The following is a 26661-nucleotide window of genomic DNA, read 5'->3' as shown; positions in this document are numbered from 1 at the left end:
GGGGGCCGCCGGTAGGGTCAGGACCATGACCTCCTACGACCTCATCGTCATCGGTGCCGGCCCCGTCGGCGAGAACGTCGCCGACCGCGCGAAGCAGGGCGGGCTCTCGGTGCTCGTCGTCGAGTCCGAGCTCGTCGGGGGCGAGTGCTCCTACTGGGCCTGCATGCCCAGCAAGGCGCTGCTCCGCTCCGGCAGCGCCCTCCGCGCGGCGCGCGCCGTCGCCGGATCCCGGGAGGCGGTCACGGGCGGGCTCGACGTCGCCGCGGTGCTGAAGCGCCGCGACTCCTTCACCAGCTCGTGGTCCGACGAGGGACAGGTGAGCTGGCTCGAGGGCATCGGCATCGACCTCGCGCGCGGCCACGGGCGCATCTCCGGGCCGCGCCGCGTCACCGTCACCGCGCCCGACGGCTCCGTCACCGAGCACGAGGCGACCCATGCGGTCGCCGTCTCCACCGGCACCGCGGCGCTCCTCCCCGACATCCCCGGCCTCGCCGAGGCCCAGCCCTGGACCAGCCGCGAGGCGACCAGCGCCGAGATCGTGCCCGCCTCGCTCGTCGTCATCGGCGGCGGCGTGGTCGCGGCCGAGATGGCGACCGCCTACGCGTCGCTCGGCAGCACCGTCACCGTCGTCGCCCGCAGCGGCCTGCTCGGAGGGCAGGAGCCCTTCGCGGGCGAGCTCGTCGGCGACGGCCTCCGCGGCTTGGGCGTCGACGTGCGCCTCGGCGCCTCGCCCTCCCGGGTCACGCGCGACGGCGACGAGGTGCTCGTGGAGCTGTCCGACGGATCCTCCGTCACGGCCGCCGAGGTCCTCGTCGCGACCGGCCGCACCCCGCGCACGGACGACCTCGGGCTCGAGACGGTGGGCCTCGAGCCCGGCGCGTACCTCGACGTGGACGACACGATGCTCGTCACGGGCGCCGTCAACGCGGACACGCCCTGGCTGTACGGCGTCGGCGACGTCAACCACCGCGCGCTCCTCACCCACCAGGGCAAGTACCAGGCGCGGGCGGCCGGCGAGGTCATCGCCGCCCGCGCGACCGGCGGCACCGTGGACGACGCGCCCTGGGGCGTGCACGTCGCCACCGCCGACCACCGGGCCGTCCCGCAGGTCACCTTCACGGACCCGGAGGTCGCGAGCGTCGGCCTCACCGCGAAGGCCGCGGACGACGCCGGGATCCGCACGCGCGTCGTCGACTACGACCTCGGCGCGATCGCCGGCTCCAGCCTCCACTCGGACGGCTACGCGGGCCAGGCGCGCATGGTGGTGGACGAGGACCGCGGCGTCATCGTCGGCGCCACGTTCGTCGGCCCCGACGTGGCCGAGCTCCTGCACTCCGCGACCATCGCGGTCGTCGGCGAGGTGCCGCTCCGGCGCCTCTGGCACGCGGTCCCGTCGTACCCCACCATCAGCGAGATCTGGCTCCGCCTGCTCGAGACGTACGGTCGGCCGACCGCGTGATCCGCGCGGGTCTCGGTGCCGTCGCGGGCGCCGTCCGCGGCGTCCTCCTCGACTCCCCCGTCTCGCGCGCCGGCAGCGGCGTCGCCACCGCGGTGGGCCTCGCGGTCGGCCTGCCGCTCAGCACGGGCGAGGTGCGCCGCCACGGCGACCTCATCGTCCTGACGGGCCTGCCGTCGTGGGTGTTCGGCCGCGGCGGCACGTGCGTCGGACGCGTCTACCTCACGCGCGACAACGCCGGTCCCGACGTGCTCGAGCACGAGGCCGTCCACGTCGTGCAGTGGCGGCGGTACGGGCTCCTCATGCCGTTGCTCTACTGGTGGGCGGGGCGGGATCCGCTCCGCAACCGGTTCGAGATCGAGGCGGGGCTGGAGAAGGGCGGGTACCGGTGACGGGTCCGCTCGCCGGTCGCACGGTCGTCATCACGGGCGCGAGCTCCGGCATCGGCCGCGTCGCCGCGCGCGAGCTGCACGAGCGCGGGGCCGAGGTCGTCGTCGTGGGCCGCGACCCGGAGCGCACGCGCGGCGTCGCCGCCGAGCTGGGGGCGCGGCACGTCCTCGCCGACATGGACCGGCTCGCCGAGGTGCGGGCGCTCGCGGCGACGCTCCTGGAGACGTGCCCGCGGATCCACGTGCTCGCCCTCAACGCCGGCAGCCTCGTGCCGCGACGCGCCACCACGGTCGACGGCCACGAGACCACGTTCCAGCGCAACGTCCTCGCGCCGTTCCTCCTCACGCACCTGCTCCTGCCCCGGCTGGAGGAGACGCAGGGCGCCCTCGGCGCCGGCGAGAGCCCGGTCCGGGTCATCGGCACCGCGAGCCGGGCGAACCTCTGGGGCCGCGTGCGGCTCGACGACCTCGACTGGCGGAAGCGCCCGTGGCTCGGCGGCTGGCAGGCGTACGGCACCTCGAAGGCCATGATGATCCTGATGATGCGCACCCTCGCCGAGCGCGTCGGGCCGCGCGGCATCGAGGCGCTCTCGTTCCACCCGGGGCTCGTGCGCACGTCGTTCGGATCCGACAGCACCGTGATGCGGGCGATGCTCGCGCTCTCGATGGGCGCCTACGGGATCTCCGCCGAGGCGGGCGCCGTGCCCCTCGTGCAGCTCGCCTCGGTGCCGGACGTCGCGGCGCCGAACGGCACCTACTTCGACCAGCTCACGCCCGACGGGCGGACCACCGCGCAGGCCGCGGACCGCCTGCTCGGCCGGGACCTGTGGGCCGCGCTGGAGCTCGCCGCGGGCGTGGACGGGTCCGCGCGCCGCTGAGGCGGGGCGTCGAGCGTCTCAGCCGCGACTCCCCGCGCCGGGCAGGCGGCTGCGACGACGTCAGCGCGTCGCGAGCAGGTGCAGCAGGTCGTCGTGGCCGCCCACGTGGCCGCCGAGCAGCACGCTGACCTCGGTGACCGGGTGCTCGTCGGAGATCGGGGCCGTGAACACCATCATCTCGCTGGCCCACGCGCCGACGGCCCGGGCGACCGCGGACATGGGCGCGGCCGGCTCGCCGTCGACCCCGCGGCCGTCGCGCGCGATCACGGTGACGACCATGCGCGGCGGATGCACCAGCTCGACCGCGACGGACGCGTCGGGCACCTCCACGAAGACGCTGCCGCGCGTGCACAGGGGCAGCGCCGCGAGCGCGGCCTGCGTCTCGGCGAGGCCCGTCTCGTCGGTGACGAGGAGGACCTGGCGCGTCGTGCGCCGGCGGGTGCGGGTGGCTCCGGCCACGGTCAGGATCCCTCGGCCGCGCCGGCGCGCCAGTAGCCCATGAAGGCGACCTGGCGGCGGTCGATCCCGGTGTCGCGCACGAGGAAGCGGCGCATGGCCTTGATGCAGCCGGACTCCCCCGCGAGCCACGCGTAGAGCGTCGAGCCCTCGTGGACGACGGGTGCGTCCCAGACGATGGCCTCCGCGTCGTCCTCGGCGAGCGGCTGGGCCTCGTCGGCGAGCGCGACCTCGGGCTCCACGGCATCCGGCGCGGCGAGGGCGCCGACCTTCACGTGGCAGTCGACCCAGCGGCGCACGGCCTCCTCGAGGCGGGATCCGTTCGGGCGGCCGTCGCGCGGCAGCCAGGTGAGGTTGACGCCCTTCGGCACGCGCACGTCGAGGCGGTCGCCCGTGACGGGCACCTCGATGAACGCGCAGCCGACGGCATCGTCCGGGAGCGAGGAGAGGATGTTGCAGATGGCGGGGGCGGCGGTCTCGTCGCCCGCGAGGAGCAGCGAGCGGGCGTGGCCCGGGTGCCACTCGATGCCGAGGCCGCGCGCCGGGCTCAGGGCGTCGGGGCCGATGACGACGATGTCGTCGCCGACCTGCGCGGCGCCGGCCCAGCGGGAGGCGGGGCCCATGTCGCCGTGGAGCGCGAAGTCGATGTCCAGCTCGCCGAGGTCGCGGCGGACGGCGCGCGACGTGTAGGTGCGGAGCGGGTTGCGCTCGGCGTCGGGCAGGGCGCGCCACCAGGCGAACCAGTCGTCGCCGCCGACGCCCGAGAGATCGGGCAGGCCGTGCTCGGCCACGGGCAGCAGCAGCTTGATCCGCTGGTCGAGGCACTCGTCGCCGAAGTCGCGGAGGTCGTCGCTCTGGAACGTGATGCGCAGGAACGTGGGGCTGAGCCGCTGGGTGCGCGCGACCCGGGCCGCGAAGGGCCGGTACGCCGGGCGCTCCGCCTCGGGGGCCGCCTGCACCGCGGGTTGCTCCTCGACCACGGCCTCGACGGCTGCCGTGCTGCTGGCGAGGGTCGCGGTGGAGGTAAGCACAGCCTAAGTATGGCATGCCTTACCTCAGCGGTCGAGGGCGGCCGGGGCATCGGGGCTCGGATCCACGGGAGGATGTCAGGGTGATCGCCCCCGTCCTCGTCGCCGTGTTCGTCGGCGCGGTGGCGCAGCGGGTCACGGGCCTCGGCTTCGCGCTCGTCGTGGCGCCCGTGCTCGTGCTCCTGCTCGGGCCCTTCGACGGGGTGATGATCGTCAACCTGTGCAGCGTGCTCTCGGCGTCGCTGGTCCTCTCGGCCGTGTGGCGGGACGTGGAGTGGCGGCGCTACCGGCTGCTCGCGGGGCCCGCGGTCGTCGGGATCGTGCCGGGCGCGCTCCTCGCCTACCTGCTGCCGGAGCCGGCCCTCGAGATCGGCATCGGCGGCCTGCTCGTCGCCGCGCTCACCACCTCGCTCGCGCTCCGGCGGACGACCCGGGTGATCGACGGCCCCGGCGTGATGGCGGGCTTCGGCTTCTCGGCGGGCGTGATGAACGCGGCGGCCGGCATCGGCGGCCCGAGCGTGAGCGTCTACGCGGTCGTCAGCCGGTGGGAGCAGCGCGGCTTCGCGGCGACGCTCCAGCCGTTCTTCCTCACGACGGGCGCCGTCTCGCTCCTCGCGAAGCTCGTGCTCGCCCCGGACCGCTGGCCCGACCTCGGAACAGCGGCGTGGGTGGGGATCGTCGTGACGCTGGTCGCCGGGGTCGGCGCGGGGACGCTGCTGACGCCCCGGATCCCGACGCGCGGCGCACGGGCCGCGGTCCTGGTGATCTCGTTCGCGGGCGCGATCACGGCGATCGTCAAGGGCGTCGACGCGCTCCTCTAGGGGATCCGCCGTCGCTCACCACTGCGGCGGGTGCCGCCGCTGCCAGTGCAGCCGCCGCTCGAGCTGCCGCCCGATCGCGAGGAGGGTCGCCTCGCCGCCGGGCCGCCCGATGAGCTGCACGCCCATCGGCAGGCCGTCGTCGGTGAGGTGCACCGGCAGCGTGATGGCGGGCAGCCCCGTGACGTTGGCGAAGGACGTGTAGGGCGTGTACTGCACCTGCTGCGCGAAGTTGCGCTCGCCGTCCTCGGCGTCGTACCAGCCGACCGGACGCGGCTCGAGCGCCAGCGCGGGCGTGAGCACGGCGTCGACGTGGGCGAACTGCGTGATCACGCTCCGCTCGAACGCGGTCAGCTGCGCGAGCGCGCGGGCGAGGTCGCGCGCGGAGAGCGCCCGGCCGCGCTCGACGAGCCAGCGCGTGAGCGGTTCGAGGAGGTCGAGCTCGGCGCCCTCGGCGGGGATCCCGGCGGCGCCCGCCTGCCAGATGGTGCGGAACGCGGGCGCGTAGGTGGGGTCGGGGCGGAGCGCGAGGTCCTCGAGGCCGTGGCCCACGGCGGCGAGCTCGCGCACGGCGACCGCGAGAGCCTCGTCCGCGGACGGATCCCGGACGATCTCGTACGCGTCGTCCCAGGGCGAGGTCGTCATCACGCCGATCTGGAAGCGCCCCTCCCCGCGGACGGCCGCGCCGAGCAGGTCGCCGTCGCCGTCCTCGGGCGCGCGCAGCGTGAAGGGGTGCGGGATGCGGCCGTTGACCCGGCCGATCATCGCGTCGAGCAGCATGGCGGCGTCCGCGACGCTGCGGGCGAGCGGCCCCGGCACGACGAGGCCCGCGAGCGACTCCTGGCCGGATCCCGCGGGCACGAGGCCGCGGGAGGGCTTGAGTCCCACGAGCCCGGTGGCCGCGGCGGGGATGCGGACCGAGCCGCCGCCGTCGGATCCGGGCGCGAACGGCAGGAGCCCGGCGGCGACCGCGACGGCCGCTCCCCCGCTCGATCCGCCGGCGCCGCGCGTGGTGTCCCACGGCGTCCGGGCGGGCGGGGCGACGAGGCTCTCGGTGTACGACGGGAGGCCGAACTCGGGCGCGCTCGTCTTGCCGAGGCTGATCCCGCCGGCGTCGTCGAGCGCCTGCGGGATCGGGTCGGTGCGCTCGGAGACGTGGTCACGGAAGAGGCGCGAGCCGAACGTGGTGCGGACTCCCGCGCGCTCCGACAGGTCCTTGTCGCCGAACGGGAGGCCCCAGAGCGGCGCGGTGCGGGGCACCTCGCGCTCGACGTGCCGGGCGCGCGCGAGGGCGCGGTCGGCGGTGACGGTCGTGAAGGCGCCGAGACCCGGATCCAGCCGCTCGATGCGCTCGAGGTAGTGGGTCACGAGCTCGGTCGGGGTGACCTCGCCGCGCTGCAGCTGGTCCCACTGCTCCTGGGCGCTGAGGTGGTGGAGTTCGAACACGGCTCCAGCGTAGGCCGGGCGGATGCGCGGACGGGGCGGGCGCCGGTCGTCCCGGTGCCCGCCCCGTCCGTGTCGCGAGGGGTGCTGCGTCCGCCTGGCGTCAGCGGCGCGCGGCGACCGACGCGCGGCGGCGCAGGGCGACGAGCGCGAGGCCGGCGATCAGCGCCGCGAGCGAGGTCCCGAGGACGGGGCCCGCCTCGGATCCGGTCGCCGCGAGGGTCGGCACCGTGCTCGGCGCGGGCACCACGCCCGTGCCCGACGGGACGACGGATCCCGCGGCCGTGTCGAGCGCGTAGAGCACCGAGGCGCCCGTGCTCGGCAGCAGGAACGCGAGCTGGTGCGATCCCGCGGCGAGGTCGGCCGGGACGGTGAAGCGGACGCTCGCGCGGCCCTGCTCGTCGGTCGTGTCGACCACGGCGGCGTCGATCGGCGTGCGCGCGACCTCCTGGCCGTCGATCATCGTCACGACCTCGGTGTCCTGCACGGGCGCGTTCGAGACGAGCAGCGAGGAGAGCTCGTAGGAGCGCTCCTGGCCCGCGCGCGGCGCGGCGCCCGTCGTGTCGACGATCCCGATGGAGCGCGTCGCCGAGTCCGGGTCGACGGGCGAGAACTCGGTGATGTAGTCGACGAACGCCGTGAGGTCGACGCGGCCGGAGTCGCTCTGCTCGGTCGTGTTGCCGAGCTCCGTGAAGTTGTCGCCGCCCTCCGCGAGGAAGCTGTTCGCGACCATCGTGAAGACGCGCGCGGGATCCACCGGCTCGCCCTGGAAGAACACGCCCGTGATCCGCTCGCCGCGCGCGGCCGTCGGGTCGTACGTGTACGTGAGGTCGCGCGAGAGGCCGAGCTTGAGGAACGGACGCGACGAGCCCTCGGGCTGCCACTGCTGCTCGAGCACGGCCTTGACGCCCGCGCCGGTGATCTTCGCGGTCGTGAGCGTGTTGGCGAACGGCTGCACGATGGCGGCCTCCTTGTAGGTCACCTCGCCCTCGGCGTCGCCCGCGCCGGAGGACGCGAGGGTGAGGTCCTGGCGGATGCCGCCCGGGTTCATGAAGGCGATCTCGGTGCCGAGGTCCGCCTGCGTGGCCCACAGCTGCGCGTCGGCGACGAGGTTGCCGATGGTGGACTCGCCGCCGCGGTTCTCGGAGCCGTCCGTCTGGCGGGCGCGCGTGATGTCGCCCGAGACCTCGCCGACCGTGCGGCTGCCGATGACCTCGGCCTTCGCGACCGCGTCGTCGACGATGCGCTGCACCGCGGGATCCGCCGGGAACGCCGGCTCCCCCTCGGCCGTGAGGAGCGGGACGAGCTCGGAGGAGATGGAGGTGAGCGCCTTGGTGGCGGGGTCGACCGTGAGCGAGAGGTGCCCGAGGTTCGTGCCGTAGCTGCCGGTCTGGAGGACCGGGAGCGGGAGCGCCTTGCCCGCGACGGGCAGCTCGTAGTCGTAGCCGAGGTGCGTGTGGCCGGAGACCACCGCGTCGACGTCGGCCTGCACGCCCGTGACGATGCGGCCGAAGACCGAGTCGTCGGTGAGCGAGGACTCGTCGGAGGTGGACGCGCCCTCGTGCACGACGAGCACGACCACGTCGGCCTCGCCGTTCGCGTCGTCGCCGTCGCGGAGCGCGCGGGCGGTCGCGGTGGACGCGTCGACGACGCTGCCGACGTCGATCGTCGCGAGGCCGGCCGGGCTCACGAGCTCGGGCAGCGACTCGGTGGTCGCGCCGACGAACGCGACGCGCACGCCGCCGATGTCCTGCACGTCGAAGGCCGCGTAGGCGTGCTCCGTCGTGCCCTTCTCGTAGAGGTTCGCGGAGATGTAGGGGAAGTCGGAGGCGGGCACGACGCGCTCGTCGACGTCGTCGCGGCCCTGGTCGAACTCGTGGTTGCCGAGCGTGGACACCGAGACGCCCATGGCGTTCAGCGCGTCGAGCGTGGGCTCGTCGGCTTGCGAGAGCGAGGTGAAGGTGCTCGCGCCGATGTTGTCGCCCGCGGAGATCAGCGTGCTGTTCGGGTTCTCGGCCTTCGCCTGCTGGAACGCGCCCGAGATGACGGCGGCGCCCGCGGTGGACGACGTGGTCTCGAGGCGACCGTGGAAGTCGTTGATCGAGTAGACGTCGATCGCGACGTCGCCCTCGGCGGCGGACGCGGGGGCGACGCCGAGGCCGAGGACCGCGGTGGCGGAGAGCCCCGCCACGAGGGCGATGGCGCCGGAGCGCGCGGCTCCGGACGGGTGGCGGGTGGGAGCAGGGCGCATCGGGGACATCCTCGTTCGGGGGCGGTGCTCAACACCCTACGGATCGGAGGTTTCCATGGGGTTAACTCCGGCATCCCCTCGCCCGGCCCGTCATCGGCCGTCGGGCCGCGTCAGCCGCGCACGAGCCCCGCGAGCTCCGCGCGGGTGGAGGCGCCCATCTTCCGCAGCAGGTTCGCGACGTGGAACTTGACGGTGTTCTCGCTGATCCCGAGCGACTCGGCGATCGCGCGGTTCCGGGATCCGCCGGCGACGAGCGCGAGCACCTCCCGCTCGCGGGCGCTGAGGCCCGCCTCCCCCGCGGCGTCGAGGCCCGCGGCGGGCGCGTCGAGCGGCAGGCGCACGGCGATCTCGGATCCCCAGCCGGGCGTCGCCGACACGTCGAGGGTGCCGTCGAGCGCGGCGACGCGGTCGGTGAGGCGGCGGAGCGCGTCGAGGTCGGCGGTGGTGGACCCCGCGCCGTCGTCGCGGATCCCGACGAGGAGGTTGCTGCCGTCGCAGTCCCACTGGATGCGGACGCGCGTCACGTCCGGCTGCTCGACGAGCGCGAGCACGGCGCCGCGGACGATGGCGCGGCCCGCGTGCGCGACCTCGCCGGGCAGCGCGCGGCCGTCCACGGGCGGCTCGACGAACTGCACGTCGAGGTCGCGGAACCGCACGAGCGGGCGGAGGTCGTCGCGGAGCCGGGCGAAGGCGCGGGCGACGGGCTCCTCGCCGAGCGAGCGGTCCCGGTCGCTCGCGGCACGGAGCTCGACCATGGCGTTGGTCGCGAGGTCGGCGGCGGTCTGGCGGGCGGCCGCGTCGCCGGTGCGGGAGGAGCGCAGCACCGCGAGGAGCGACTCGAGGGTCGCGGCGTGGGCGTCGCCCAGCTCGGCGACGACGCGGGCGCGCTCGGAGGAGACGGCGCGCGCCTCGGCGAGGTAAGCGGGCGGGGCCGCGGCGACCTGCTGCCGGATCCCGTGGGCGACGCTCCGCCACAGCGCCCGGACGAGCGCGCGGGCGGCGGGCACGTCGTCGTGCGCGGCGACGGGATCCACCAGCACGAGGAGCGCGCCCGTGTCGGCGCGCCAGGCCGCGACGGTGCGCGGACGGCCGCCGACGGGGTGCTCGACGGCCCACGCGGCGCCCGTGCCGGCGTCCGGCGCGGCGGCGTCCGCGGCGTCGGCGTCCGGCCCGGCGGCGTCGAGGCTCGCGAGGATCCGGTCGAGCTCCGCGATGGTCACGTTCTCGACCACCTCGGCCTCACCCGCCTTCTTGCGCGGGCGCCCGGTGCAGTCCTCCGTGAAGATCACGAGGGCGCGGTGCGCGACCACCGGCTGCAGCAGGCCGGACAGCGCCCCCGCCACCTCCTGCAGGGGCGCGGCGAGCGCGTCGTGCAGGCCGTCGAGCAGCGCGACCGGGACGGCGGCCGGGGAGGCGGCGAGCGCGACGGGACGGGCGACAGGACGGGCGGTGGGATCGGCGGGGTGGGTCCGGGAGGGCATCCTGCCACCGTACGCCCACCCGCTCCCGCCCCCGGGACGCCCGGCACCTCCTCGGACGGGTAGGCGGATCCACCCGTCGGGTGGGCGACGCGGAGGGCCCGGGAGGAGCACGATCGTCAGGTGACGAACTCGACGCCCGCCCCCCGGCCGACCGGCGACGCCCCCGTCGACGTGGCCGCCGCCCTCACCCTCATCTCCGACGAGAACGCCCGCGTCGCCCGCGCGCTCACCTCCCCGGACCTCGCGGCGCGCCTCGACGAGGCCGCCCGCGTGATCCGCGACGGACGCCGCGTCTTCGCGCTCGGCGCCGGCCGCTCCGGCCTCGCCCTGCGCATGACCGCCATGCGGTTCATGCACCTCGGGCTCGACGCGCACGTCGTCGGCGAGGCCACCTCGCCCGCCATCGAGGAGGGCGACGTCCTCCTCGTGGCGAGCGGATCCGGCACCACGGCCGGCATCGTCGCCGCGGCGGAGACCGCCCACGGCGTCGGCGCCCGCATCGTCGCGCTCACCACGGCCGACGGCTCGCCGCTGGCCGACCTCGCCGACGTCACCGTCCTGATCCCCGCGGCCGCCAAGCAGGACCGCGGCGGCCAGGTGTCCCATCAGTACGCCGGCGGGCTCTTCGAGCTCTCGGTCGCGCTCGTCGGCGACGCCGTGTTCCACGCGCTCTGGCAGGCGTCCGGCCTCTCGGCCGACGAGCTGTGGCCGCGCCACGCGAACCTCGAGTGACCGACGGTCACCCGATCCCCCACCACCACGACACGCATCACGACAGGAAGAGGAACCACATGAAGCTCCAGGTAGCCATGGACGTGCTGACCACCGCCGACGCTCTCGAGCTCGCCGGCAAGGCCGCACCGCACGTCGACATCATCGAGCTGGGCACCCCGCTCATCAAGGCCGAGGGCCTCTCCGCGATCACCGCGATCAAGGAGGCGCACCCCGACAAGATCGTCTTCGCCGACCTGAAGACGATGGACGCCGGCGAGCTCGAGGCCGACATCGCGTTCTCCGCGGGCGCCGACCTCGTGACCGTCCTCGGCGTCGCGGGGGACAGCACCATCGCGGGCGCCGTCAAGGCCGCGAAGAAGCACGGCAAGGGCATCGTCGTCGACCTCATCGGCGTCCCCGACAAGGCGAAGCGCGCGAAGGAGGTCACCGAGCTCGGTGCCGAGTTCGTGGAGATGCACGCGGGCCTCGACGAGCAGGCGGAGGACGGCTACACGTTCGGCGACCTGCTCGAGGCCGGCAAGGCGTCCGGCGTCGCGTTCTCCGTCGCGGGCGGCGTGAAGCCGGGCACCATCGGCGACGTGCAGGACGCGGGCGCCGTGGTCGCCGTCGCGGGCGGCGCGATCTACTCCGCCGAGGACCCGGCCGCCGCGGCGGCCGAGCTGCGGGCAGCCATCCGCTGACCCACCTCAGCACCCGAGCGCCGCGCACCCGTCCCCGGACGGTGCGCGGCGCTCGTGCGTACGGGGACGTCCGCGACGGGTGGGATCAGGCCCGGCCGCCGAGCGAGGCCAGGACCTCGAGCTCCTCGTCGCGCGTGAGACCGGCGCGGCGCGGCCGGTCGAGGCCGCGGGCCCGCTCGTCCGCCAGCACGTCGCGCATGGTCTCGGCGAGGGGCCGCCGTCGTGCCCCCAGCGCGCGGATCCGCGCGTCGCTCCGGGCCGCGAACCCGTCCGCCTCGCGCGGCAGCCACAGCGGCAGCGAGCGCGGTCCCGCCCAGTGCCGCACGTCCGCGTCGGCCAGCTGGCCGTCGGTCGCGACGACGCGCTCGCCCGTGGATCCCGCCGCCTCCGCCGCCATGTCCAGCACGTCCGCGAGCGGCACGCTCTCCCCCACCGCGTCGACCACGCCGTCGAGCCCGCGCACGCCGACGTCGACCACCAGGTCGGCGAGGTCGCGCGCGTCGATGACCTGCGCGCGCAGCTCCGTCGCGTCGGGGACGAGCACGGGCCCGTCGCCCGCGAGCGCGAAGCGCGCCGGCCAGTGCCCGAAGCGGTCGCTGTCGTCGCCCGGCCCGACCACGAGCCCGGGGCGCACGATCATCCGCCGTCCGGCGAGCGCCGCGGTGACGGCCCGCTCCGCCGCGACCTTGGCCTGCCCGTACTGCGTGAGGTCCACCGGATCCACGAGCGCCGCGGTCTCGTCGTCGCCCGGCCGCTCCACGGACGCGTAGACGGAGACGGTGCTCACGAGGGTCCAGTGGCGGGCCCGGTCGGCGAGCGCCGCGACGGCGGAGCGCGCGTGCTCCGCGGAGGAGGTGAGGTCGACGACCTCGTCCCAGTCGGATCCCGCGACGGCGGCGTAGGCGTCGGGCCGGTCGCGGTCCGCGGGGAGGAAGCGGGTGCCGTCGGGCGCGGATCCGTCGGTGCCGCGGGCGAGGCAGGTCACGCGGTCGCCGCGGGCCGCCAGCCGCTCGGCGACGAGCCGGCCGATCCAGGCGGTGCCGCCGAGGACGAGCACGTCGCGGGGCGGCGTGCCGCCGTCGGCCGACATCAGGCGTCGCGCGTCGGGGTGGGCTTCCCGGGCCGGACGGCGGCGCTGTCCGCCACGTCGATCCGGGTCACGCCGTCCTCCTCCTCGGTGACGTCGATGCGCGGGTCCGCGTCCGACTCCACCGCCTTCGGAGCCGTCGTCAGCTGCTCGTGCCGCTTCGCGTCGAAGTCGCGGGTCTGGTCGTCGTCCTGCTGCATGGGATGCGCCTCTCGTCCCGTCCACCGTACGCGGGCCGCGAGGCGCTCCCGGCCCGCGCCGCGCGCTCCGCCGACCGGCCTCCGCCCTCCGGTGGATCCCCGCGTCCGCCCGTCCCGCGTACCGTGGCGGCATGAGCGCACCGGAGCCGACCTCCCCCGACACTCCCCCGACGCCCCCGCCCGCCGCGGGGCCGCCCGTCGCCCCGCCGTTCGCGCCGCCGGTCGCCGCCCCGGTCGCCCCCGGCGGTCCCGCCCTCGGCGCCCCGCACGCGTCGATCCCCGCGCTCCCGCCGCTCCCCGAGCGCCCGCCGGTCCCGTACCACCACGGCCTCCGCGACACCGGCGGCCCCTGGCGCGGCATCGTCGCGATCGTGCTCGGCGGGATCGCGTTCCTCCTGCTCTCGGTCGTCTTCGGCGGGGCGGCCATCCTCATCGAGGTCCTCGCCGGACGCATGGATCCCCAGGACGAGCAGTCGCTCACGACCATGACGCCGATCCTCCTGCTGGCCACGAACCTGTCGCTGGCCGCGCTCATCCCCGTCTCGATGCTCCTGCAGCGCTGGCTGTTCGGCGTGCGCATGGGCACCCTCTCCTCCATCGCGGGCCGCTTCCGCTGGCGCTGGCTCGGCCGCGTCGCGCTCGTGATGGTCCCCGTCTTCCTCCTCTACATCGGCGTGACCTTCGCGCTCGACCCCACGGGCGAGATCCGGTTCGACGGCGAGGTCGTGCTGTACCTGGCGATCGTGCTGCTCACCACGCCCCTGCAGTCGGCGGGCGAGGAGTACGGCTTCCGCGGCCTCGTGGCGCGCTCCGCCGGATCCTGGTTCCGGGACACGCGCGTCGCCCTCGTCGTCGGCACGGTCATCTCCAGCGCGCTCTTCGCGCTCGCGCACCTCGCGGGCGACCCGTGGCTCATCGCGTACTACTTCGTCTTCGGGGTCTCGGCGACCCTCTCGGCCCGGCTCACCGGCGGCCTCGAGGCCCCGGTCCTCATCCACGCGCTCAACAACACGCTGCTGTTCATCCCCACCGTGCTCCTCGGCCAGATGTCCGAGAGCTTCGACCGCAGCGCGGGCACGGGCGGGCCGTTCATGCTCCTGCCGATGGCCGTCGTGCTGGGATCCGCGCTCCTCACCGGCTGGTGGGCCCGCCGTCACCGCGTGGCGACGACCGCGCCCCGCCCGCTCACCGCGAAGGAGGAGCGCCGGGAGCGGGAGCGGGCGTGGTGGGACGCGGAGCGTCGGCGCCAGGAGACGCTCGCCGCATGGCCCGCGCCCACCGGCCCGGGGATTCCGCCGGCTTGAGCGTCAGCTGCATCGTGACGGTGCCGAGCCAGCGCCCGAACTTCCAGCCCACGCGGCCCATGCGCCCGCTCTCGGTGAAGCCGAGCGACGCGTGCAGCCGGATGCTGGCGTCGGCGCCCTGGTCGGCGATGACGGCGATCACCTCCCGCAGCCGCGCCTCGCGGCACGCGTCGAGGAGCGCCTCCAGGAGCGCCCGGCCGAGCCCCTTGCCCGTGGACGCGGCGCCGAGGTAGATCGAGTCCTCCACCGTGGTGCGCGACGAGCGCCGGTTCCCCACGGGCTCCACGAGCGCGTAGCCGAGCACCTGCCCCGAGGGCGAGACGGCGACGAGGAACGGCATGCCCATCCGCTCGAGCTGGCTGAAGCGGCCCCGCCAGCGGGCGAGGGTCATGCGCGTCTCGTCGAAGGTGACGGTGCTGTTCATGACGTAGTGGTTGTAGATCTCGCGGATGTCCGGGAGGTCGGAGGACGTCGCCCGGCGGATCTCGTACGAGAAGACGGGCACGGGCGGTGCGGGCTTCCGGAGGTGCGCCGGCAGGCGTCGGCGGGTCTGGTATTCCTCCTCGAGCATGCCGCGATCCTACGGGGAGCGCCGCGGGCGGCGACGGATCGGGCGGGCGGCGTCAGAGGCGCCAGTCGACCGGATCCGCGCCCTGCTCCGCGAGCAGCGCGTCCGCCCGGCTGAAGGGCCGGGATCCGAAGAACCCGCGCGACGCCGACAGCGGGCTCGGGTGCACGGACGTGATCGACGGCACGGGCGCGAGCATCGGCGCGAGCGACCCCGCGTCCTTGCCCCAGAGGATCGCGACGAGCGGCCCCCCGCGCTCGGCGAGCACCCGGATCGCGCGCTCGGTCACGGCCTCCCAGCCCTTCCCGCGGTGCGAGGCGGGCGCGCCCGGTCGCACCGTGAGCACGCGGTTGAGCAGCAGCACGCCGCTCCGGGTCCACACGGTGAGGTCGCCGTGCTCGGGCGTCGGGATCCCGAGGTCGTCGCGGAGCTCCCGGTGGATGTTCACGAGGCTCCGCGGCACGGGCCGCACGTCCGGCTCGACCGAGAACGACAGGCCGACGGGGTGGCCGGGCGTGGGGTACGGATCCTGGCCGACGATGAGCACGCGCACGTCGGCGAGCGGCTGCTGGAACGCGCGCAGCACGCGGTCCCCCGCGGGCAGGTAGGGGCGGCCGGCGGCGACCTCGGCGCGCAGCCACTCCCCCATCCGCGCGATGTCGTCGGCGACCGGCGCGAGGGCCTCGGCCCAGCCGGCGTCCATGAGCCCGCGCTCGACGAGCTCGGGCAGCGTCAGCGCCACGCGCGCCGGATCAGGAGGCGCCGGCGGAGCTGACGGTGACGCCCGTCTCCGAGCCGATGACCGACCAGACGCTGCCGCGCCCCTGCACGACCAGCTGGCCCTCGCCCACGATGAGCACGGTCCCCTCGTCGATGGCGACGCCGCCCTCGACGAGCCCCGCCTCGGTGGCGGCGATGAGCCGCGTGAGGGTGCCCCACTGGGCGGCGTGCACGTCGACCGCGACGTCGATGAGGCCGATGCCCTGCTCGACGGTGACCTCGTCGAGGTCCTCGCTCGCGGACTCCTGCACGACCTCGACGTCGCCGATGCGCCAGCCGCCGACGAGGGCGGTCTCGGCGGCCACGGCCGCGCCGGCGGAGAAGCCGAGGTACGGGACGCCCGCGGTGACCTGCCTGCGGATCTCGCCGAAGACGGGCTCGAGCGCCTGGCGGTACGCGGGGGTGAGGCCGCCGCCGACGACGATGCCGTCGACGTCCTGCAGCTGGGCGACCTCGACGGATCCGCCCTCGGGCACGAGCACGGCGACCGGCTCGCACGCACCGGCGGCACGGAGCGCGGCGGCGTAGCGGTCGAACTCCTCGGCGCCGAGGCCGTCGTGGACGAGGATCACGGCGATGCGCGCCGGCTCCAACCGGGCGGCATCGGTCGCCCTCGTCGTCGCCTCGGACAGGAACCGCGCGAGGAGGGGGGTGTCGTCATCCGACAGGCCGCCTCCGACCAGGTGCACACTCACCCCTTGACGGTACAGGGCCGGGCCGCCGACCCGGGCCGCGGAGGCGGGAAAGGGAGGGGGCGGGAGACGGACGGGGCCGGGGAACACGAAAGCCCGGCACCTCCGTGAGGAGCTGCCGGGCTGTCCGGGCACTGCGTCTGTGACCCCAACCGGATTCGAACCGGTGTTACCGCCGTGAGAGGGCGGTGTCCTAGGCCGCTAAACGATGGGGCCGTTTTTGCAACTCGTCGAGTATGCCACAGCGCGTGCAGCCGGACCAAATCGAGCCCCGACCGGGCCGGATCCGCCTCTCCGCTCCGCCGTCCCGCACCCGCGAACGCCGCCGTCGACGCCCCGCGCGCCCGGTTTGCTCCGCCCGCCCGGACGGTGTTGGCTCCTCTCATGCGATTGACGAAGCTCGAGCACGCCGCCCTGGTCCTGGAACTCAACGGGCGGAAGCTCTTCATCGACCCGGGTGCGTTCACCACCCCGATCACGGAGGCGATGAACGCCGACGCCATCGTCATCACGCACGAGCACCCCGACCACTGGACCCCCGAGCAGCTGAAGCGCATCCTCGACAAGAACGAGGGCGTGCCCATCTACGCCCCCGAGGGCGTGGCCGCCGCCGCGACCGACTTCGACGTCACGGTCGTGCACGCCGGCGACGCGATCGAGGTCGGCCCCTTCGCCCTCCGCTTCTTCGGCGGCACGCACGCAGTGATCCACGAGTCGATCCCCGTGGTCGACAACCTCGGCGTGCTGGTCAACGACACGCTCTACTACGCGGGCGACTCGTTCGTGATCCCCGAGGGCATCGAGGTCGACCTCCTCGCCGCCCCCGCCGGCGCCCCCTGGATGAAGATCAGCGAGTCGATCGACTACGTGCTCGCGGTGAAGCCCCGCCGCGCGTTCCCGACGCACGAGATGGTGCTGTCGACCGCCGGCAAGGCCATGTCGAACGGCCGCCTGCAGTGGGCGACGGAGCAGGGCGGCGGCGAGTTCCACGCCCTCGAGCCCGGCGATAGCATCGACCTCTAGGCCCTGTTCGGGCTCTCGACGAGCGGACGCGGGGTCAACGGCATGGACGGACTCGGCGCGGTGTCGCTCATCGTGGAGTTCCTCACGTGGATCGCGCTGGTGCCGGGCATCGCCCTGTACGTCGCCGGGCTCTCGGTGCGGGTCGTCGGCCGCCGCTGGACGCCGACGGAGGGCCTCGTCGCGGACGGCGCCCCGGCGCGTGACGGCGACGCGGCTCCCCCGCGCGTCCTCCGCTGGTTCGACGGCGACGGCGACGTGCACGAGGCGATCGCCGACACCCCCGAGACCCGCGACCTCGCCGCCGGATCCGACGTGCGCGTGTGGTTCTCGCCGCGCGCGCCGTGGCGGGTCCGCACCCACGCGCCCGAGCTCGACGGCCGCGCGCTCCGCGTGACCGGCCTCGTGCTCATCGGCATCGGCGCCGTGGCCGCCGTCGCCGGGATCGTGCTGCTCTTCCTCGAGTAGCTGCGCGCCCGGCGCCTGGGCATCCGCCCGCGTGGTCGGGACCGGTCCATGCAGCCGTATAGGGTGATCTCTCGAAGGGGAGTACTCCCATCCGGCGGTCGTGTCGTCAGTACGGTCGGACCACTCCGACCCGTGCGACCGGTTCCGCGGACATCGTCCGCGGGGTGGAGGAGACCTTCAGTACCCCACCGGACCCCGCAGCGGGTCCGAGTACTGGAGAACCCCCGAAAATGGATGTCCCCTTCTGGCTCTGGGCCGCGACCATCGGCGCCGTCCTCGGCCTGCTCGTCTTCGACTTCTTCGCGCACGTCCGCAAGGCGCACGAGCCGACGCTCAAGGAGTCCGCCACCTGGTCGGTCGTCTACATCGTCATCGCGCTCGTCTTCGGCGTCGGGATCGGCGTCTTCTCGAACTGGACCTTCGGCGGCGAGTACTTCGCCGGCTACGTGACGGAGAAGGCGCTGAGCGTCGACAACCTCTTCGTCTTCCTCATCATCATGTCGAGCTTCGCCGTGCCGCGGGCCTTCCAGCAGAAGGTGCTGCTCGTCGGCATCGCGATCGCGCTCGTGATGCGCGGCCTGTTCATCGCCGCGGGCTCCGCCATCATCGACAACTTCTCCTGGGTCTTCTACATCTTCGGCGCGCTGCTGCTCGTCATGGCGTACAAGCAGATGAAGGAGACGCACGACGAGAGCGAGTCCGACTCGAAGCTCATCCGGGCCCTCCGCCGCGTCATTCCCACCTCCGAGCACTACGACGGCGACAAGCTCACGACCCGCATCGACGGCAAGCGCCTGTTCACCCCGATGTTCCTGGTGATGCTCGCCATCGGCCTCACCGACGTCCTGTTCGCGCTCGACTCCATCCCCGCGATCTTCGGCCTGACGCAGGAGGCGTACATCGTCTTCACCGCGAACGCCTTCGCGCTGCTCGGCCTCCGCCAGCTCTACTTCCTGATCTCCGGCCTCCTCGAGCGCCTCGTGTACCTCTCGCAGGGCCTCGCCGTGATCCTCGGCTTCATCGCCGTGAAGCTCGTGCTGCACGCGCTGCACGTCAACGAGGTGCCGTTCATCAACGGCGGCGAGCACGTCGAGTGGGCGCCCGAGATCCCGATCTGGTTCTCGCTGTCGTTCATCCTGCTCACCATCACGGTGGCGACCATCGCGAGCCTCGCGAAGACGAAGCGCGACGCGACCGCCGTGGAGGGCACCGATTCCGCGACGGCCGTCGAGGGCGAGAGGGCCCCCGCCGACGCGGACGACGACGCGGCGCGCGACTCCGGCCGCAGCGTCGACGCCGATCGCGACGTGGACGCGCGCCGCTAGCGCTCCCCCGCACCACGACGACGCCCGCTCCCGGATCCGGGGGCGGGCGTCGTCGCGTGCGGGCCCAGGGTGATCGCCGGGCCCGGGATCAGGACAGCGGGCCCTCGGGGATCATGCCCTCGGCGGTGAGCTCGGCCCACAGCTCCTCGGGCACCAGCCGCGTCGCCCGCGTCACGCCCTCTCGCACCTCGTCCACGGAGGCCAGGCCGAGCGCGACCGTCGTGACGGCCGGGTGGCGCAGCGGGAAGCGGATCGCGGCCTGCGGCAGCTCGACGTCGTAGCCCGCGCAGATCTCGGCGATGCGCCGGGCCCGCGCGAGGACCTCCTCGGACGCCGGCCCGTACTCGTAGGTGGCGTCGTCGGCCGGCGAGTCGGTTGCGGTGACGCCGCTGTTGAATACGCTGACCGCGACGACGCGCGTGCGGGTCTCCTCGGCGGCCGGCAGCACCTCGTGCAGGGCGGACTGGTCGAGCAGCGTGTAGCGGCCGGCGACCATCGCGACGTCGAGCTCGCCGGTGCCGATGAGCGCCGCGAGCGAGCGCGGGGTGCCGGATCCGACGCCGATGGCGCCGACGACGCCCTCGTCGCGCAGCCGCACGAGCGCGGGCACCGCCTCGCGGACCGCCTGGTCGAGGTGCTCGTCGGGGTCGTGGATCAGCAGCACGTCGACGCGGTCGAGCCCGAGCCGCGCGAGGGAGTCGTCGAGCGAGCGCCGCACCCCGTCGGCGCTGAAGTCCCAGCGGCGGACGTGGTCGCCCGGCACGTCGAAGATGTCGTCGTCGCGGCGGCCGTGGGCGTCGACCGGCTCGAGGACCCGCCCGATCTTCGTGGAGACGACGTACGCGTCCCGCGGGTGCTCCCGGAGCGCCCGTCCGAGCCGGCGCTCCGCCAGGCCGAGGCCGTAGTGCGGCGCGGTGTCGAAGTAGCGGAGCCCCGCGTCCCACGACGCCTGCACGACGCCGTGCGCCTCGTCGTCGCCGATGGAGCGGTAGAGGTTGCCGAGGGGCGCGGTGCCGAGGCCGAGCTCGGGCAGGTCGATGCGGCTCATGGATCCAGCATGCTCCGACCGGGCGGCGTCGCCCGCGCCGGGTCGGGGGCGGGCGACGCGGTCGGGGCCGGGCCCGCCGGTCAGCCGAGGCGCGTGCTGGCGATCCCGCCGTCGACGTCGAGGCGCGCGCCGTGCACGAACGCGGCCTCGTCCGACACGAGGAAGCGCACCGCGTACGCGATGTCGACGGGACGCACGGGCACGCCCGCCACGGTGGTCGCGGTCATCGCCGCGAGCACGTCGGCGGAGTCCGCGTTGCCCGGGGTCGAGGTCGCGCCCGGCGCCACCGTGTTCACGCGCACGCCGCGCGGCCCGTACTCCGCGGCCCACGTGCGGGTCATCTGCTCGACGGCCGCCTTCGAGGCGGTGTACGCGGCGCCGAAGGGCACGCCGACGCGCGACATCCAGGATCCGATGTCGACGATGGCGCCGGACCCGCGCTCGGCCATGGCGGGGGCGAGCTCCGCGACGAGCACGTGGGGCGCGCGGACGTTGATCGCGAGCACGGCGTCGAGGTCGTCGTCCGCGAGCGCGGCCGTGGGCCCGACCGGGTAGACGCCGGCGTTGTTCACGAGGATGTCGACCCGGCCGCCGAGGGCGGCGGTCGCCTCGCGGGCGAAGCGGCGGACCTCCTCGGGGTCGGCGCCGAGGTCGACCGTGACGGCGTGCGCCCGGCCCCCGCTCGCGGTGATGGCGTCGACGACGGAGGCGGCGCGCTCGGCGCTGCGTCCGCTGACGACGACCTCGGCGCCGGATGCGGCGAGCACGCGGGCGATCGCCTCGCCGATGCCGCTGGTGGATCCGGTGACGACGGCCGTGCGGCCGGCGAGCCGGGTGTCGGGGGTGAGGGACTGGAGGATCTCGTTGTTGGACTGCATGGTCCAATGAATAGCACGGATTGGACCGGCCGGTCCAGGACGGTAGGATCGGAGCATGGCGGAGTCGGGGATCACGGAGCGCGGCCGACGCACCCGCCAGCGGATCATCGAGGCGACGGGCGAGCAGATCCTCGCCTCGGGCATCGGCGGCACGACCCTCGACGACGTGCGCGCCGCCACCCTCACCAGCAAGAGCCAGCTCTTCCACTACTTCCCGGGCGGGAAGCTCGAGCTCGTGCGCGAGGTCGCCGCGTGGGAGGGGCAGCAGCTCCTCGAGGCACAGGAGCCGCACATCCACGACCTGGGCTCCTGGGAGTCGTGGGAGGCGTGGCGCTCCGCGCTCGTCGACTACTACATCGGCCGCGGGCGGTGGGCGTGCCCCATCGGCTCGCTCGCCACGCAGGCGGCCGCCACCGATCCCGAGCTCGAGCGCAGCATCGCGGAGGGGATGCGGGCCTGGCGCGCCTTCCTCGCCCGCGGGGTCGAGCGCATGCGCGAGGCGGGGTTCGTGGCCGCGTCGGCGGATCCGCAGCGCACTGCCACGGTGATCCTCGCGGCCATCCAGGGCGGCCTCGTGCTCAGCCAGCCCGAGCGCTCCGCCTGGCCGCTCGAGGCCGCGCTCGACACGGCCCTCGCGCCCCTGCACGTGGCCGGCTCCCGCGCGGCCTGATCGCGGCGGGCGCCCGGCGTCCGTCGCACACTTTCGTGGGAGCCGGTCCACGGGCCCGGCGTACGGTCGGAGCATGGAATTCAGATACCTCGGCAACTCCGGCTTCAAGATCTCCGAGATCACCTACGGCAACTGGCTCACCCACGGATCGCAGGTCGAGAACGACACCGCGACCGCGTGCGTGAAGGCCGCGCTCGAGGCGGGGATCACCACCTTCGACACCGCGGACGTCTACGCCAACACCAAGGCGGAGACCGTGCTCGGCGAGGCGCTCAAGGACGAGCGGCGTGCCTCGATCGAGATCTTCACCAAGGTCTTCGGCCCCACCGGCCCCAAGGGGCACAACGACACGGGTCTCTCGCGGAAGCACATCATGGACTCGGTCGACGCGTCGCTCACGCGCCTGCAGACCGACTACATCGACCTCTACCAGGCGCACCGCTTCGACTACGAGACGCCGCTCGAGGAGACGATGCAGGCCTTCGCCGACGTCGTCCGCCAGGGCAAGGCGCTCTACATCGGCGTCAGCGAGTGGACGAGCGACCAGCTGCGCGCCGGCCACGCGCTCGCGACCGACCTCGGCTTCCAGCTCATCTCGAACCAGCCGCAGTACTCGGCCCTCTGGCGCGTCATCGAGGAGGAGGTCGTGCCCACGTCGACGGAGCTCGGCATCTCCCAGATCGTCTGGTCGCCCATCGCGCAGGGCGTGCTGACCGGCAAGTACAAGCCCGGCCAGGAGCTCCCCTCGGGCTCGCGCGCCACGGACGACAAGGGCGGCGCGAACATGATCAAGCGCTTCATGAACGACGACACGCTCTCCCGCGTGCAGGAGCTGCAGCCCGTCGCCGACGAGCTCGACCTGTCGCTCGCGCAGCTCGCCGTCGCGTGGGTGCTGCAGAACGAGAACGTGGCGTCCGCGATCATCGGCGCGTCCCGTCCCGAGCAGGTGCACGAGAACGTGAAGGCGTCCGGCGTGAAGATCCCGGCCGAGCTCCTGACCCGCATCGACGACGTCCTCGGCGACATCGTGGAGAAGGACCCGCGGAAGACCGACGAGAGCTCGCCGAAGACCCGCGAGGCCTGATCCGCGCTCTCCCCCGCACGACCGCGGCCCCGCCCGAGATCCTCGGGCGGGGCCGCACGTGCACCTCCCGGTCACCGCGCGGACAGCGCGCGCCGCGGGGCCGCCCGCGCACGCGGCGTAGGGTCGGGACATGGAATTCCGCTACCTAGGCAACTCAGGCTTCAAGATCTCCGAGATCACGTACGGCAACTGGCTGACCCACGGGTCGCAGGTCGAGAACGACACGGCGACCGCGTGCGTGAAGGCGGCCCTCGAGGCCGGCATCACCACGTTCGACACCGCGGACGGCTACGCGAACACCGTCGCCGAGAAGGTCCTCGGCGATGCGCTGAAGAGCGAGGACCGCGACGGCCTCGAGATCTTCACGAAGGTCTACTTCCCCACCGGCGCCAAGGGCCACAACGACACCGGCCTCTCGCGCAAGCACATCATGGCGTCGATCGACGGCTCGCTCGGCCGCCTCCAGACCGACCACGTCGACCTCTACCAGGCGCACCGCTACGACTACGAGACGCCGCTCGAGGAGACGATGCAGGCCTTCGCCGACGTCGTCCGCCAGGGCAAGGCGCTGTACATCGGCGTCAGCGAGTGGACCCCCGCGCAGCTCCGCGAGGCGCACGCCCTCTCCCGCGAGCTCGGCTTCCAGCTGATCTCGAACCAGCCGCAGTACTCGGCCCTCTGGCGCGTCATCGAGGAGGAGATCGTCCCGACCTCCGCCGAGCTCGGCATCTCGCAGATCGTCTGGTCCCCCATCGCCCAGGGCGTCCTCACCGGCAAGTACAAGCCGGGCCAGGACCTGCCGCAGGGTTCGCGTGCCACGGACGACAAGGGCGGCGCCGACATGATCAAGCGCTACATGAACGACGACGTCCTCACCCGCGTCCAGGAGCTGCAGCCCGTCGCCGACGAGCTGGACCTCTCGCTCGCCCAGCTCGCCGTCGCCTGGGTCCTCCAGAACGACAACGTCGCCTCGGCGATCATCGGCGCCTCGCGTCCCGAGCAGGTGCACGAGAACGTGAAGGCCTCGGGCGTGACGATCCCCGCGGAGCTCCTCACCCGCATCGACGACGCCCTCGGCGACGTCGTGGAGAAGGACCCGTCGAAGACCAGCGAGAGCTCGCCCACGACGCGCCTCTCCTGATCCGCACGCGCTGAACGCGCCGACGGCCCCGCTCGAGCAGATGCTCGGGCGGGGCCGTCGTCATGTTCGCGAATGCTCGAGCGGGGCAAAAGGAAAAGGCCCGGATATCCGGGCCTTCGTTTCCTGACGATTCAGTGCTGGGGTACCTGGACTCGAACCAAGAACAAAAGAATCAGAATCTTCCGTGTTGCCAATTACACCATACCCCAAGGCCCCGATGCGCGATCGGGCCTCGTCGAGTGTAGCCCATCAGCCGGATCCTCGCCAAACCGGTGCCCGCCCGACGGACCCGTGACGCGTCAGATGGCGGGCAGCAGGTCCCGGTTGATCGCGCTGGCCGCGCGTGCGCCGAAGCCGGCCGCGATGATCAGCTGCTGCGGGCCCGGCTGCGAGCTGTCGCCCGCCGCGTAGACGCCCGCGTGCGACGTGCGGCCCTCCGCGTCGACGGCGATGTGGCCGTCGTCGTCGGTGTCGAGGTCGAGACCCGCGAGGAAGTCGAGCGCGGTCGAGTAGCGCGGGCGCACGAAGCCGCCCGTGCGCGGGACGACGGAGCCGTCCTGCATCCGGATGCCCGTGACGGCCGCGCGCTCACCCTCGATGTCGGCGACGGGCCGGCGGTCGACGCGGATGCCGAGGGACGCGAGTCCGCGCTCCCCCGCCTCGTCGATGCGGGCGACGCCGTTCGTGAAGACGATGATGTCGCGCGACCACTGCGAGAGCAGCAGCGCGCGCTCCACGAGGTCGTCGGTCTCGCCGATGAGGGCGAGCGGCTCGTCGCGCTTCTCGTAGCCGTCGCACTCCATGCAGCTGTGCACGGCGGTGCCGTAGTACGCGCGGATGCTCGGCAGGTCAGGCAGCGTCTCCACGAGGCCCGTCGCGATGAGGATCCGGCGCGCGTGCACCTCGCGGTCGGGCGCGCGGCGCACGCCCTTCGCGCGGACCGTGAAGCCGCCCTCGGCGGGCTCCGCCGACTGCACGACGGCGAGCTGGAACTCGCCCTCGTCGTAGGACTCCACCTCGACCTGGCCGAGCTTGCGGAGCTCGAGCGGGGAGATCCCGTCGCGGGTGACGAAGCCGTGCGACATGAGCGTCGCGGCGTTCCGCGGGCGGCTGCTGTCGAGGACGAGGGTGCGGCGCCGGGCGCGCACGAGGTTCAGCGCGGCGGAGAGGCCCGCGGGTCCCGCGCCGATGACGACGACGTCGTAGGAGTCACCCGTCGCGGTGGAGCCGGCGCCGGTCGCCCCGGCACCCGCGGCGTCAGGCACCGAGCGTCCCGGCCAGGCGGTCGAGGCGCGCGATGGTCTCGTCCTTGCCGAGCAGCACCATCGACTCGAACAGCGGCGGCGAGATCCGGCGCCCGGAGACGGCGACCCGGAGCGGCCCGTACGCGAGGCGCGGCTTCATGCCCATGCCGGTGATCAGCGTGTTCTGCAGCACCTCCTGCACCAGGTCGATGTCCCACTGCGTGTGCGGCACGCCGTCGAGCGCGCCGCGCGACGCCGCGAGCACCTCGGGGGCATCGTCCTTGAGGGCCTGGACCGCGGCGTCGTCGTAGGGCAGCTCCTCGGCCGTGGTGAAGAGGAACGACAGGAGGTCGGGCGCCTCGCCGAGCAGCTGCATGCGCTCCTGCACCAGCGGGGCGGCGGCGGCGAGCATCCGTCGCTCCTCGTGCGTGGGCTCCGCGCCGATGACGTCGGCGGCCTGCAGGTACGGCACGAGCCGGCCCGCGAAGTCGTCGAGCGCGAGCAGGCGGATGTGGTCCCCGTTCAGCGACTCCGCCTTCTTGAGGTCGAAGCGGGCGGGCGCGGGCGTGACGTCGGCGACGTCGAACGCGGTGATCATCTCCATCCGCGAGAACACGTCGCGGTCGTGCGTGAGCGACCAGCCGAGGAGCGCCAGGTAGTTGATGAGGCCCTCGGGGATGAAGCCGCGGTCCCGGTGGTGGAACAGGTTCGACTCGGGGTCGCGCTTGGAGAGCTTCTTGTTGCCCTCCCCCATCACGTAGGGCAGGTGGCCGAAGCGCGGGATGGCATCGGCCACGCCGATTTCGATGAGCGCGTGGTACAGCGCGATCTGGCGGGGCGTGGAGGAGAGGAGGTCCTCGCCGCGGAGCACGTGCGTGATCCCCATGAGCGCGTCGTCGACGGGGTTCACGAGCGTGTAGAGCGGTGCGCCGTTGGGCCGCACGAGCACGAAGTCGGGGAAGGACCCGGCCGGGAACGTGACCGTGCCACGGACGAGGTCGTCGAAGGAGAGGTCGGTGTCCGGCACGCGGAGGCGGAGGGCGGGCGAGCGGCCCTCGTCGCGGAACGCCTGGCGCTCCTCCTCGGTGAGGTCGCGCTCGAAGTTGTCGTAGCCCATCTTCGGGTCGCGGCCGGCAGCGCGGTTGCGCGCCTCGATCTCCTCGGCCGTCGCGTAGCTCTCGTAGAGGTGACCCGATGCCGTGAGCTTCGCGATGACCTCGAGGTAGAGGTCGGTGCGCTGGGACTGGCGGTACGGCGCGTGCGGTCCGCCCACGCCCTCGCCCTCGTCCCAGTCGATCTCGAGCCAGCGCAGCGCCTCGATCAGCTGCTCGTAGCTCTCCTCGCTGTCGCGCGCGGCGTCGGTGTCCTCGACGCGGAAGACGAGCTTGCCGCCCGTGTGGCGCGCGTACGCCCAGTTGAAGAGCGCCGTGCGGATGAGCCCCACGTGCGGCGTCCCGGTCGGGGACGGGCAGAACCGGACGCGGACGTCGGTCCCGGTAGCGGTGGTCACGGGGTGCGCGGTTGTCTCAGTCATCCT

The 26661-nt window shown here is 73.9% G+C and carries 27 protein-coding genes and 2 tRNA genes; 13 read left to right on the top strand and 16 right to left on the bottom strand.

Annotated features, from left to right (window positions below):
* Positions 1–25: 25 nt before the first annotated feature.
* From ACT7CP_RS05490 to ACT7CP_RS05480, 3 genes are read left to right on the top strand one after another with little or no spacing between them, the layout of a single operon-like run.
* A complete protein-coding gene (locus ACT7CP_RS05490; RefSeq protein ID WP_445443665.1) occupies positions 26–1459 on the top strand; it encodes a dihydrolipoyl dehydrogenase family protein in 1434 nt (477 codons plus the stop codon).
* On the top strand, positions 1456–1848 hold the full coding sequence (locus tag ACT7CP_RS05485) for a Fe-S oxidoreductase (protein WP_445443664.1): 393 nt from the start codon (positions 1456–1458) through the stop codon (positions 1846–1848). The genes ACT7CP_RS05490 and ACT7CP_RS05485 overlap by 4 nt, the downstream gene beginning before the upstream one ends.
* Positions 1845–2723, top strand: coding sequence for an SDR family NAD(P)-dependent oxidoreductase (locus ACT7CP_RS05480; RefSeq protein WP_445443663.1), 879 nt, complete (start codon positions 1845–1847; stop codon positions 2721–2723). The genes ACT7CP_RS05485 and ACT7CP_RS05480 overlap by 4 nt, the downstream gene beginning before the upstream one ends.
* Before the next feature lie 60 nt (positions 2724–2783).
* Here the strand turns inward: ACT7CP_RS05480 and ACT7CP_RS05475 are convergent, their stop codons facing one another.
* A complete protein-coding gene (locus tag ACT7CP_RS05475) occupies positions 2784–3182 on the bottom strand; it encodes an SIP domain-containing protein (protein WP_445443662.1) in 399 nt (132 codons plus the stop codon).
* A gap of 2 nt (positions 3183–3184) precedes the next feature.
* Positions 3185–4159, bottom strand: coding sequence for a siderophore-interacting protein (locus ACT7CP_RS05470; RefSeq protein ID WP_445443962.1), 975 nt, complete (start codon positions 4157–4159; stop codon positions 3185–3187).
* A gap of 131 nt (positions 4160–4290) precedes the next feature.
* On the opposite strand from ACT7CP_RS05470, the gene ACT7CP_RS05465 reads away from it, so the two are divergent.
* Positions 4291–5028 carry a TSUP family transporter gene (locus ACT7CP_RS05465; protein ID WP_445443661.1) on the top strand — a complete coding sequence of 246 codons (738 nt, stop codon included), beginning with the start codon at positions 4291–4293 and terminating at the stop codon, positions 5026–5028.
* 15 nt (positions 5029–5043) lie between these two features.
* On the opposite strand, the gene ACT7CP_RS05460 is transcribed toward ACT7CP_RS05465, so the two are convergent.
* The 3 genes from ACT7CP_RS05460 to ACT7CP_RS05450 all read right to left on the bottom strand — a co-directional run bounded on the left by ACT7CP_RS05460 (position 5044) and on the right by ACT7CP_RS05450 (position 10200).
* Positions 5044–6471, bottom strand: a complete 1428-nt coding sequence (locus ACT7CP_RS05460; RefSeq protein WP_445443660.1) for an amidase — start codon at positions 6469–6471, stop codon at positions 5044–5046.
* A gap of 100 nt (positions 6472–6571) precedes the next feature.
* Positions 6572–8719 (bottom strand): bifunctional metallophosphatase/5'-nucleotidase, encoded by a 2148-nt coding sequence (locus tag ACT7CP_RS05455; protein ID WP_445443659.1) that lies wholly within the window; start codon positions 8717–8719, stop codon positions 6572–6574.
* 110 nt (positions 8720–8829) lie between these two features.
* The gene (locus ACT7CP_RS05450; protein ID WP_445443658.1) at positions 8830–10200 is read right to left on the bottom strand and encodes a LuxR C-terminal-related transcriptional regulator; all 1371 of its coding nucleotides are present in this window, start codon (positions 10198–10200) and stop codon (positions 8830–8832) included.
* 120 nt (positions 10201–10320) lie between these two features.
* Here ACT7CP_RS05450 and hxlB point away from each other — a divergent pair, with 120 nt between their 5' ends.
* Both hxlB and hxlA read left to right on the top strand, forming a co-directional pair.
* Positions 10321–10932: a 6-phospho-3-hexuloisomerase gene (hxlB, locus tag ACT7CP_RS05445; protein WP_445443657.1), complete on the top strand. Its 612-nt coding sequence runs from the start codon at positions 10321–10323 to the stop codon at positions 10930–10932.
* 59 nt (positions 10933–10991) lie between these two features.
* Positions 10992–11615 (top strand): 3-hexulose-6-phosphate synthase, encoded by a 624-nt coding sequence (hxlA, locus tag ACT7CP_RS05440; protein WP_413963976.1) that lies wholly within the window; start codon positions 10992–10994, stop codon positions 11613–11615.
* Between the two features lie 85 nt (positions 11616–11700).
* Here hxlA and ACT7CP_RS05435 read toward each other — a convergent pair whose 3' ends face one another.
* Both ACT7CP_RS05435 and ACT7CP_RS05430 read right to left on the bottom strand, forming a co-directional pair.
* Positions 11701–12705, bottom strand: coding sequence for an NAD-dependent epimerase/dehydratase family protein (locus ACT7CP_RS05435; RefSeq protein ID WP_445443656.1), 1005 nt, complete (start codon positions 12703–12705; stop codon positions 11701–11703).
* Complete coding sequence (locus tag ACT7CP_RS05430) at positions 12705–12902, bottom strand: hypothetical protein (RefSeq protein WP_413963974.1); 198 nt, start codon at positions 12900–12902, stop codon at positions 12705–12707. Before ACT7CP_RS05430 ends, ACT7CP_RS05435 begins: the two co-directional genes overlap by 1 nt.
* A 131-nt stretch (positions 12903–13033) precedes the next feature.
* Between ACT7CP_RS05430 and ACT7CP_RS05425 the strand changes: the two genes are divergently transcribed.
* Positions 13034–14206 carry a CPBP family intramembrane glutamic endopeptidase gene (locus ACT7CP_RS05425; protein ID WP_445443655.1) on the top strand — a complete coding sequence of 391 codons (1173 nt, stop codon included), beginning with the start codon at positions 13034–13036 and terminating at the stop codon, positions 14204–14206.
* Here ACT7CP_RS05425 and ACT7CP_RS05420 read toward each other — a convergent pair.
* From ACT7CP_RS05420 to ACT7CP_RS05405, 4 genes are all read right to left on the bottom strand, one after another.
* Positions 14088–14777, bottom strand: coding sequence for a GNAT family N-acetyltransferase (locus ACT7CP_RS05420; protein WP_445443654.1), 690 nt, complete (start codon positions 14775–14777; stop codon positions 14088–14090). The genes ACT7CP_RS05425 and ACT7CP_RS05420 overlap by 119 nt on opposite strands.
* A 52-nt stretch (positions 14778–14829) precedes the next feature.
* The gene (locus ACT7CP_RS05415) at positions 14830–15516 is read right to left on the bottom strand and encodes a uracil-DNA glycosylase (protein ID WP_413963971.1); all 687 of its coding nucleotides are present in this window, start codon (positions 15514–15516) and stop codon (positions 14830–14832) included.
* Between the two features lie 10 nt (positions 15517–15526).
* Entirely contained in the window at positions 15527–16249 is a 723-nt protein-coding gene (locus ACT7CP_RS05410) for a Type 1 glutamine amidotransferase-like domain-containing protein (RefSeq protein ID WP_445443653.1), read from the bottom strand.
* A 140-nt stretch (positions 16250–16389) separates the two neighbouring features.
* Positions 16390–16462, bottom strand: a tRNA-Glu gene (locus ACT7CP_RS05405).
* A 168-nt stretch (positions 16463–16630) separates the two neighbouring features.
* Between ACT7CP_RS05405 and ACT7CP_RS05400 the strand changes: the two genes are divergently transcribed.
* The 3 genes from ACT7CP_RS05400 to ACT7CP_RS05390 all read left to right on the top strand — a co-directional run bounded on the left by ACT7CP_RS05400 (position 16631) and on the right by ACT7CP_RS05390 (position 19059).
* Positions 16631–17269: an MBL fold metallo-hydrolase gene (locus tag ACT7CP_RS05400; RefSeq protein WP_413963969.1), complete on the top strand. Its 639-nt coding sequence runs from the start codon at positions 16631–16633 to the stop codon at positions 17267–17269.
* A 42-nt stretch (positions 17270–17311) separates the two neighbouring features.
* Complete coding sequence (locus ACT7CP_RS05395; protein WP_413963968.1) at positions 17312–17734, top strand: sortase; 423 nt, start codon at positions 17312–17314, stop codon at positions 17732–17734.
* A 230-nt stretch (positions 17735–17964) separates the two neighbouring features.
* Complete coding sequence (locus tag ACT7CP_RS05390) at positions 17965–19059, top strand: TerC family protein (RefSeq protein WP_445443652.1); 1095 nt, start codon at positions 17965–17967, stop codon at positions 19057–19059.
* Positions 19060–19147: 88 nt separating this feature from the next.
* On the opposite strand, the gene ACT7CP_RS05385 is transcribed toward ACT7CP_RS05390, so the two are convergent.
* Both ACT7CP_RS05385 and ACT7CP_RS05380 read right to left on the bottom strand, forming a co-directional pair.
* Positions 19148–20107 (bottom strand): aldo/keto reductase, encoded by a 960-nt coding sequence (locus tag ACT7CP_RS05385; RefSeq protein ID WP_445443651.1) that lies wholly within the window; start codon positions 20105–20107, stop codon positions 19148–19150.
* An 80-nt stretch (positions 20108–20187) separates the two neighbouring features.
* Positions 20188–20985 carry an SDR family NAD(P)-dependent oxidoreductase gene (locus tag ACT7CP_RS05380; RefSeq protein WP_445443650.1) on the bottom strand — a complete coding sequence of 266 codons (798 nt, stop codon included), beginning with the start codon at positions 20983–20985 and terminating at the stop codon, positions 20188–20190.
* Between the two features lie 55 nt (positions 20986–21040).
* Between ACT7CP_RS05380 and ACT7CP_RS05375 the strand changes: the two genes are divergently transcribed.
* The 3 genes from ACT7CP_RS05375 (at position 21041) to ACT7CP_RS05365 (ending at position 23880) form a co-directional block, all read left to right on the top strand.
* The gene (locus ACT7CP_RS05375) at positions 21041–21655 is read left to right on the top strand and encodes a TetR/AcrR family transcriptional regulator (protein WP_307502520.1); all 615 of its coding nucleotides are present in this window, start codon (positions 21041–21043) and stop codon (positions 21653–21655) included.
* A gap of 73 nt (positions 21656–21728) precedes the next feature.
* A complete protein-coding gene (locus ACT7CP_RS05370; RefSeq protein ID WP_445443649.1) occupies positions 21729–22739 on the top strand; it encodes an aldo/keto reductase family protein in 1011 nt (336 codons plus the stop codon).
* Between the two features lie 130 nt (positions 22740–22869).
* Positions 22870–23880 carry an aldo/keto reductase family protein gene (locus tag ACT7CP_RS05365; RefSeq protein WP_445443648.1) on the top strand — a complete coding sequence of 337 codons (1011 nt, stop codon included), beginning with the start codon at positions 22870–22872 and terminating at the stop codon, positions 23878–23880.
* Between the two features lie 137 nt (positions 23881–24017).
* Here ACT7CP_RS05365 and ACT7CP_RS05360 read toward each other — a convergent pair.
* The 3 genes from ACT7CP_RS05360 to gltX form a co-directional block, all read right to left on the bottom strand.
* Positions 24018–24089: transfer RNA gene (locus ACT7CP_RS05360), tRNA-Gln, on the bottom strand.
* Between the two features lie 90 nt (positions 24090–24179).
* Positions 24180–25145 (bottom strand): NAD(P)/FAD-dependent oxidoreductase, encoded by a 966-nt coding sequence (locus ACT7CP_RS05355; protein ID WP_445443647.1) that lies wholly within the window; start codon positions 25143–25145, stop codon positions 24180–24182.
* The gene (gene gltX, locus ACT7CP_RS05350) at positions 25138–26658 is read right to left on the bottom strand and encodes a glutamate--tRNA ligase (protein ID WP_445443646.1); all 1521 of its coding nucleotides are present in this window, start codon (positions 26656–26658) and stop codon (positions 25138–25140) included. Before gltX ends, ACT7CP_RS05355 begins: the two co-directional genes overlap by 8 nt.
* Between the last annotated feature and the right edge of the window lie 3 nt (positions 26659–26661).

The sequence above is a fragment of the Clavibacter rahimiani genome (assembly GCF_052654495.1).
This window is presented reverse-complemented; position numbering and strand designations above follow the sequence as displayed.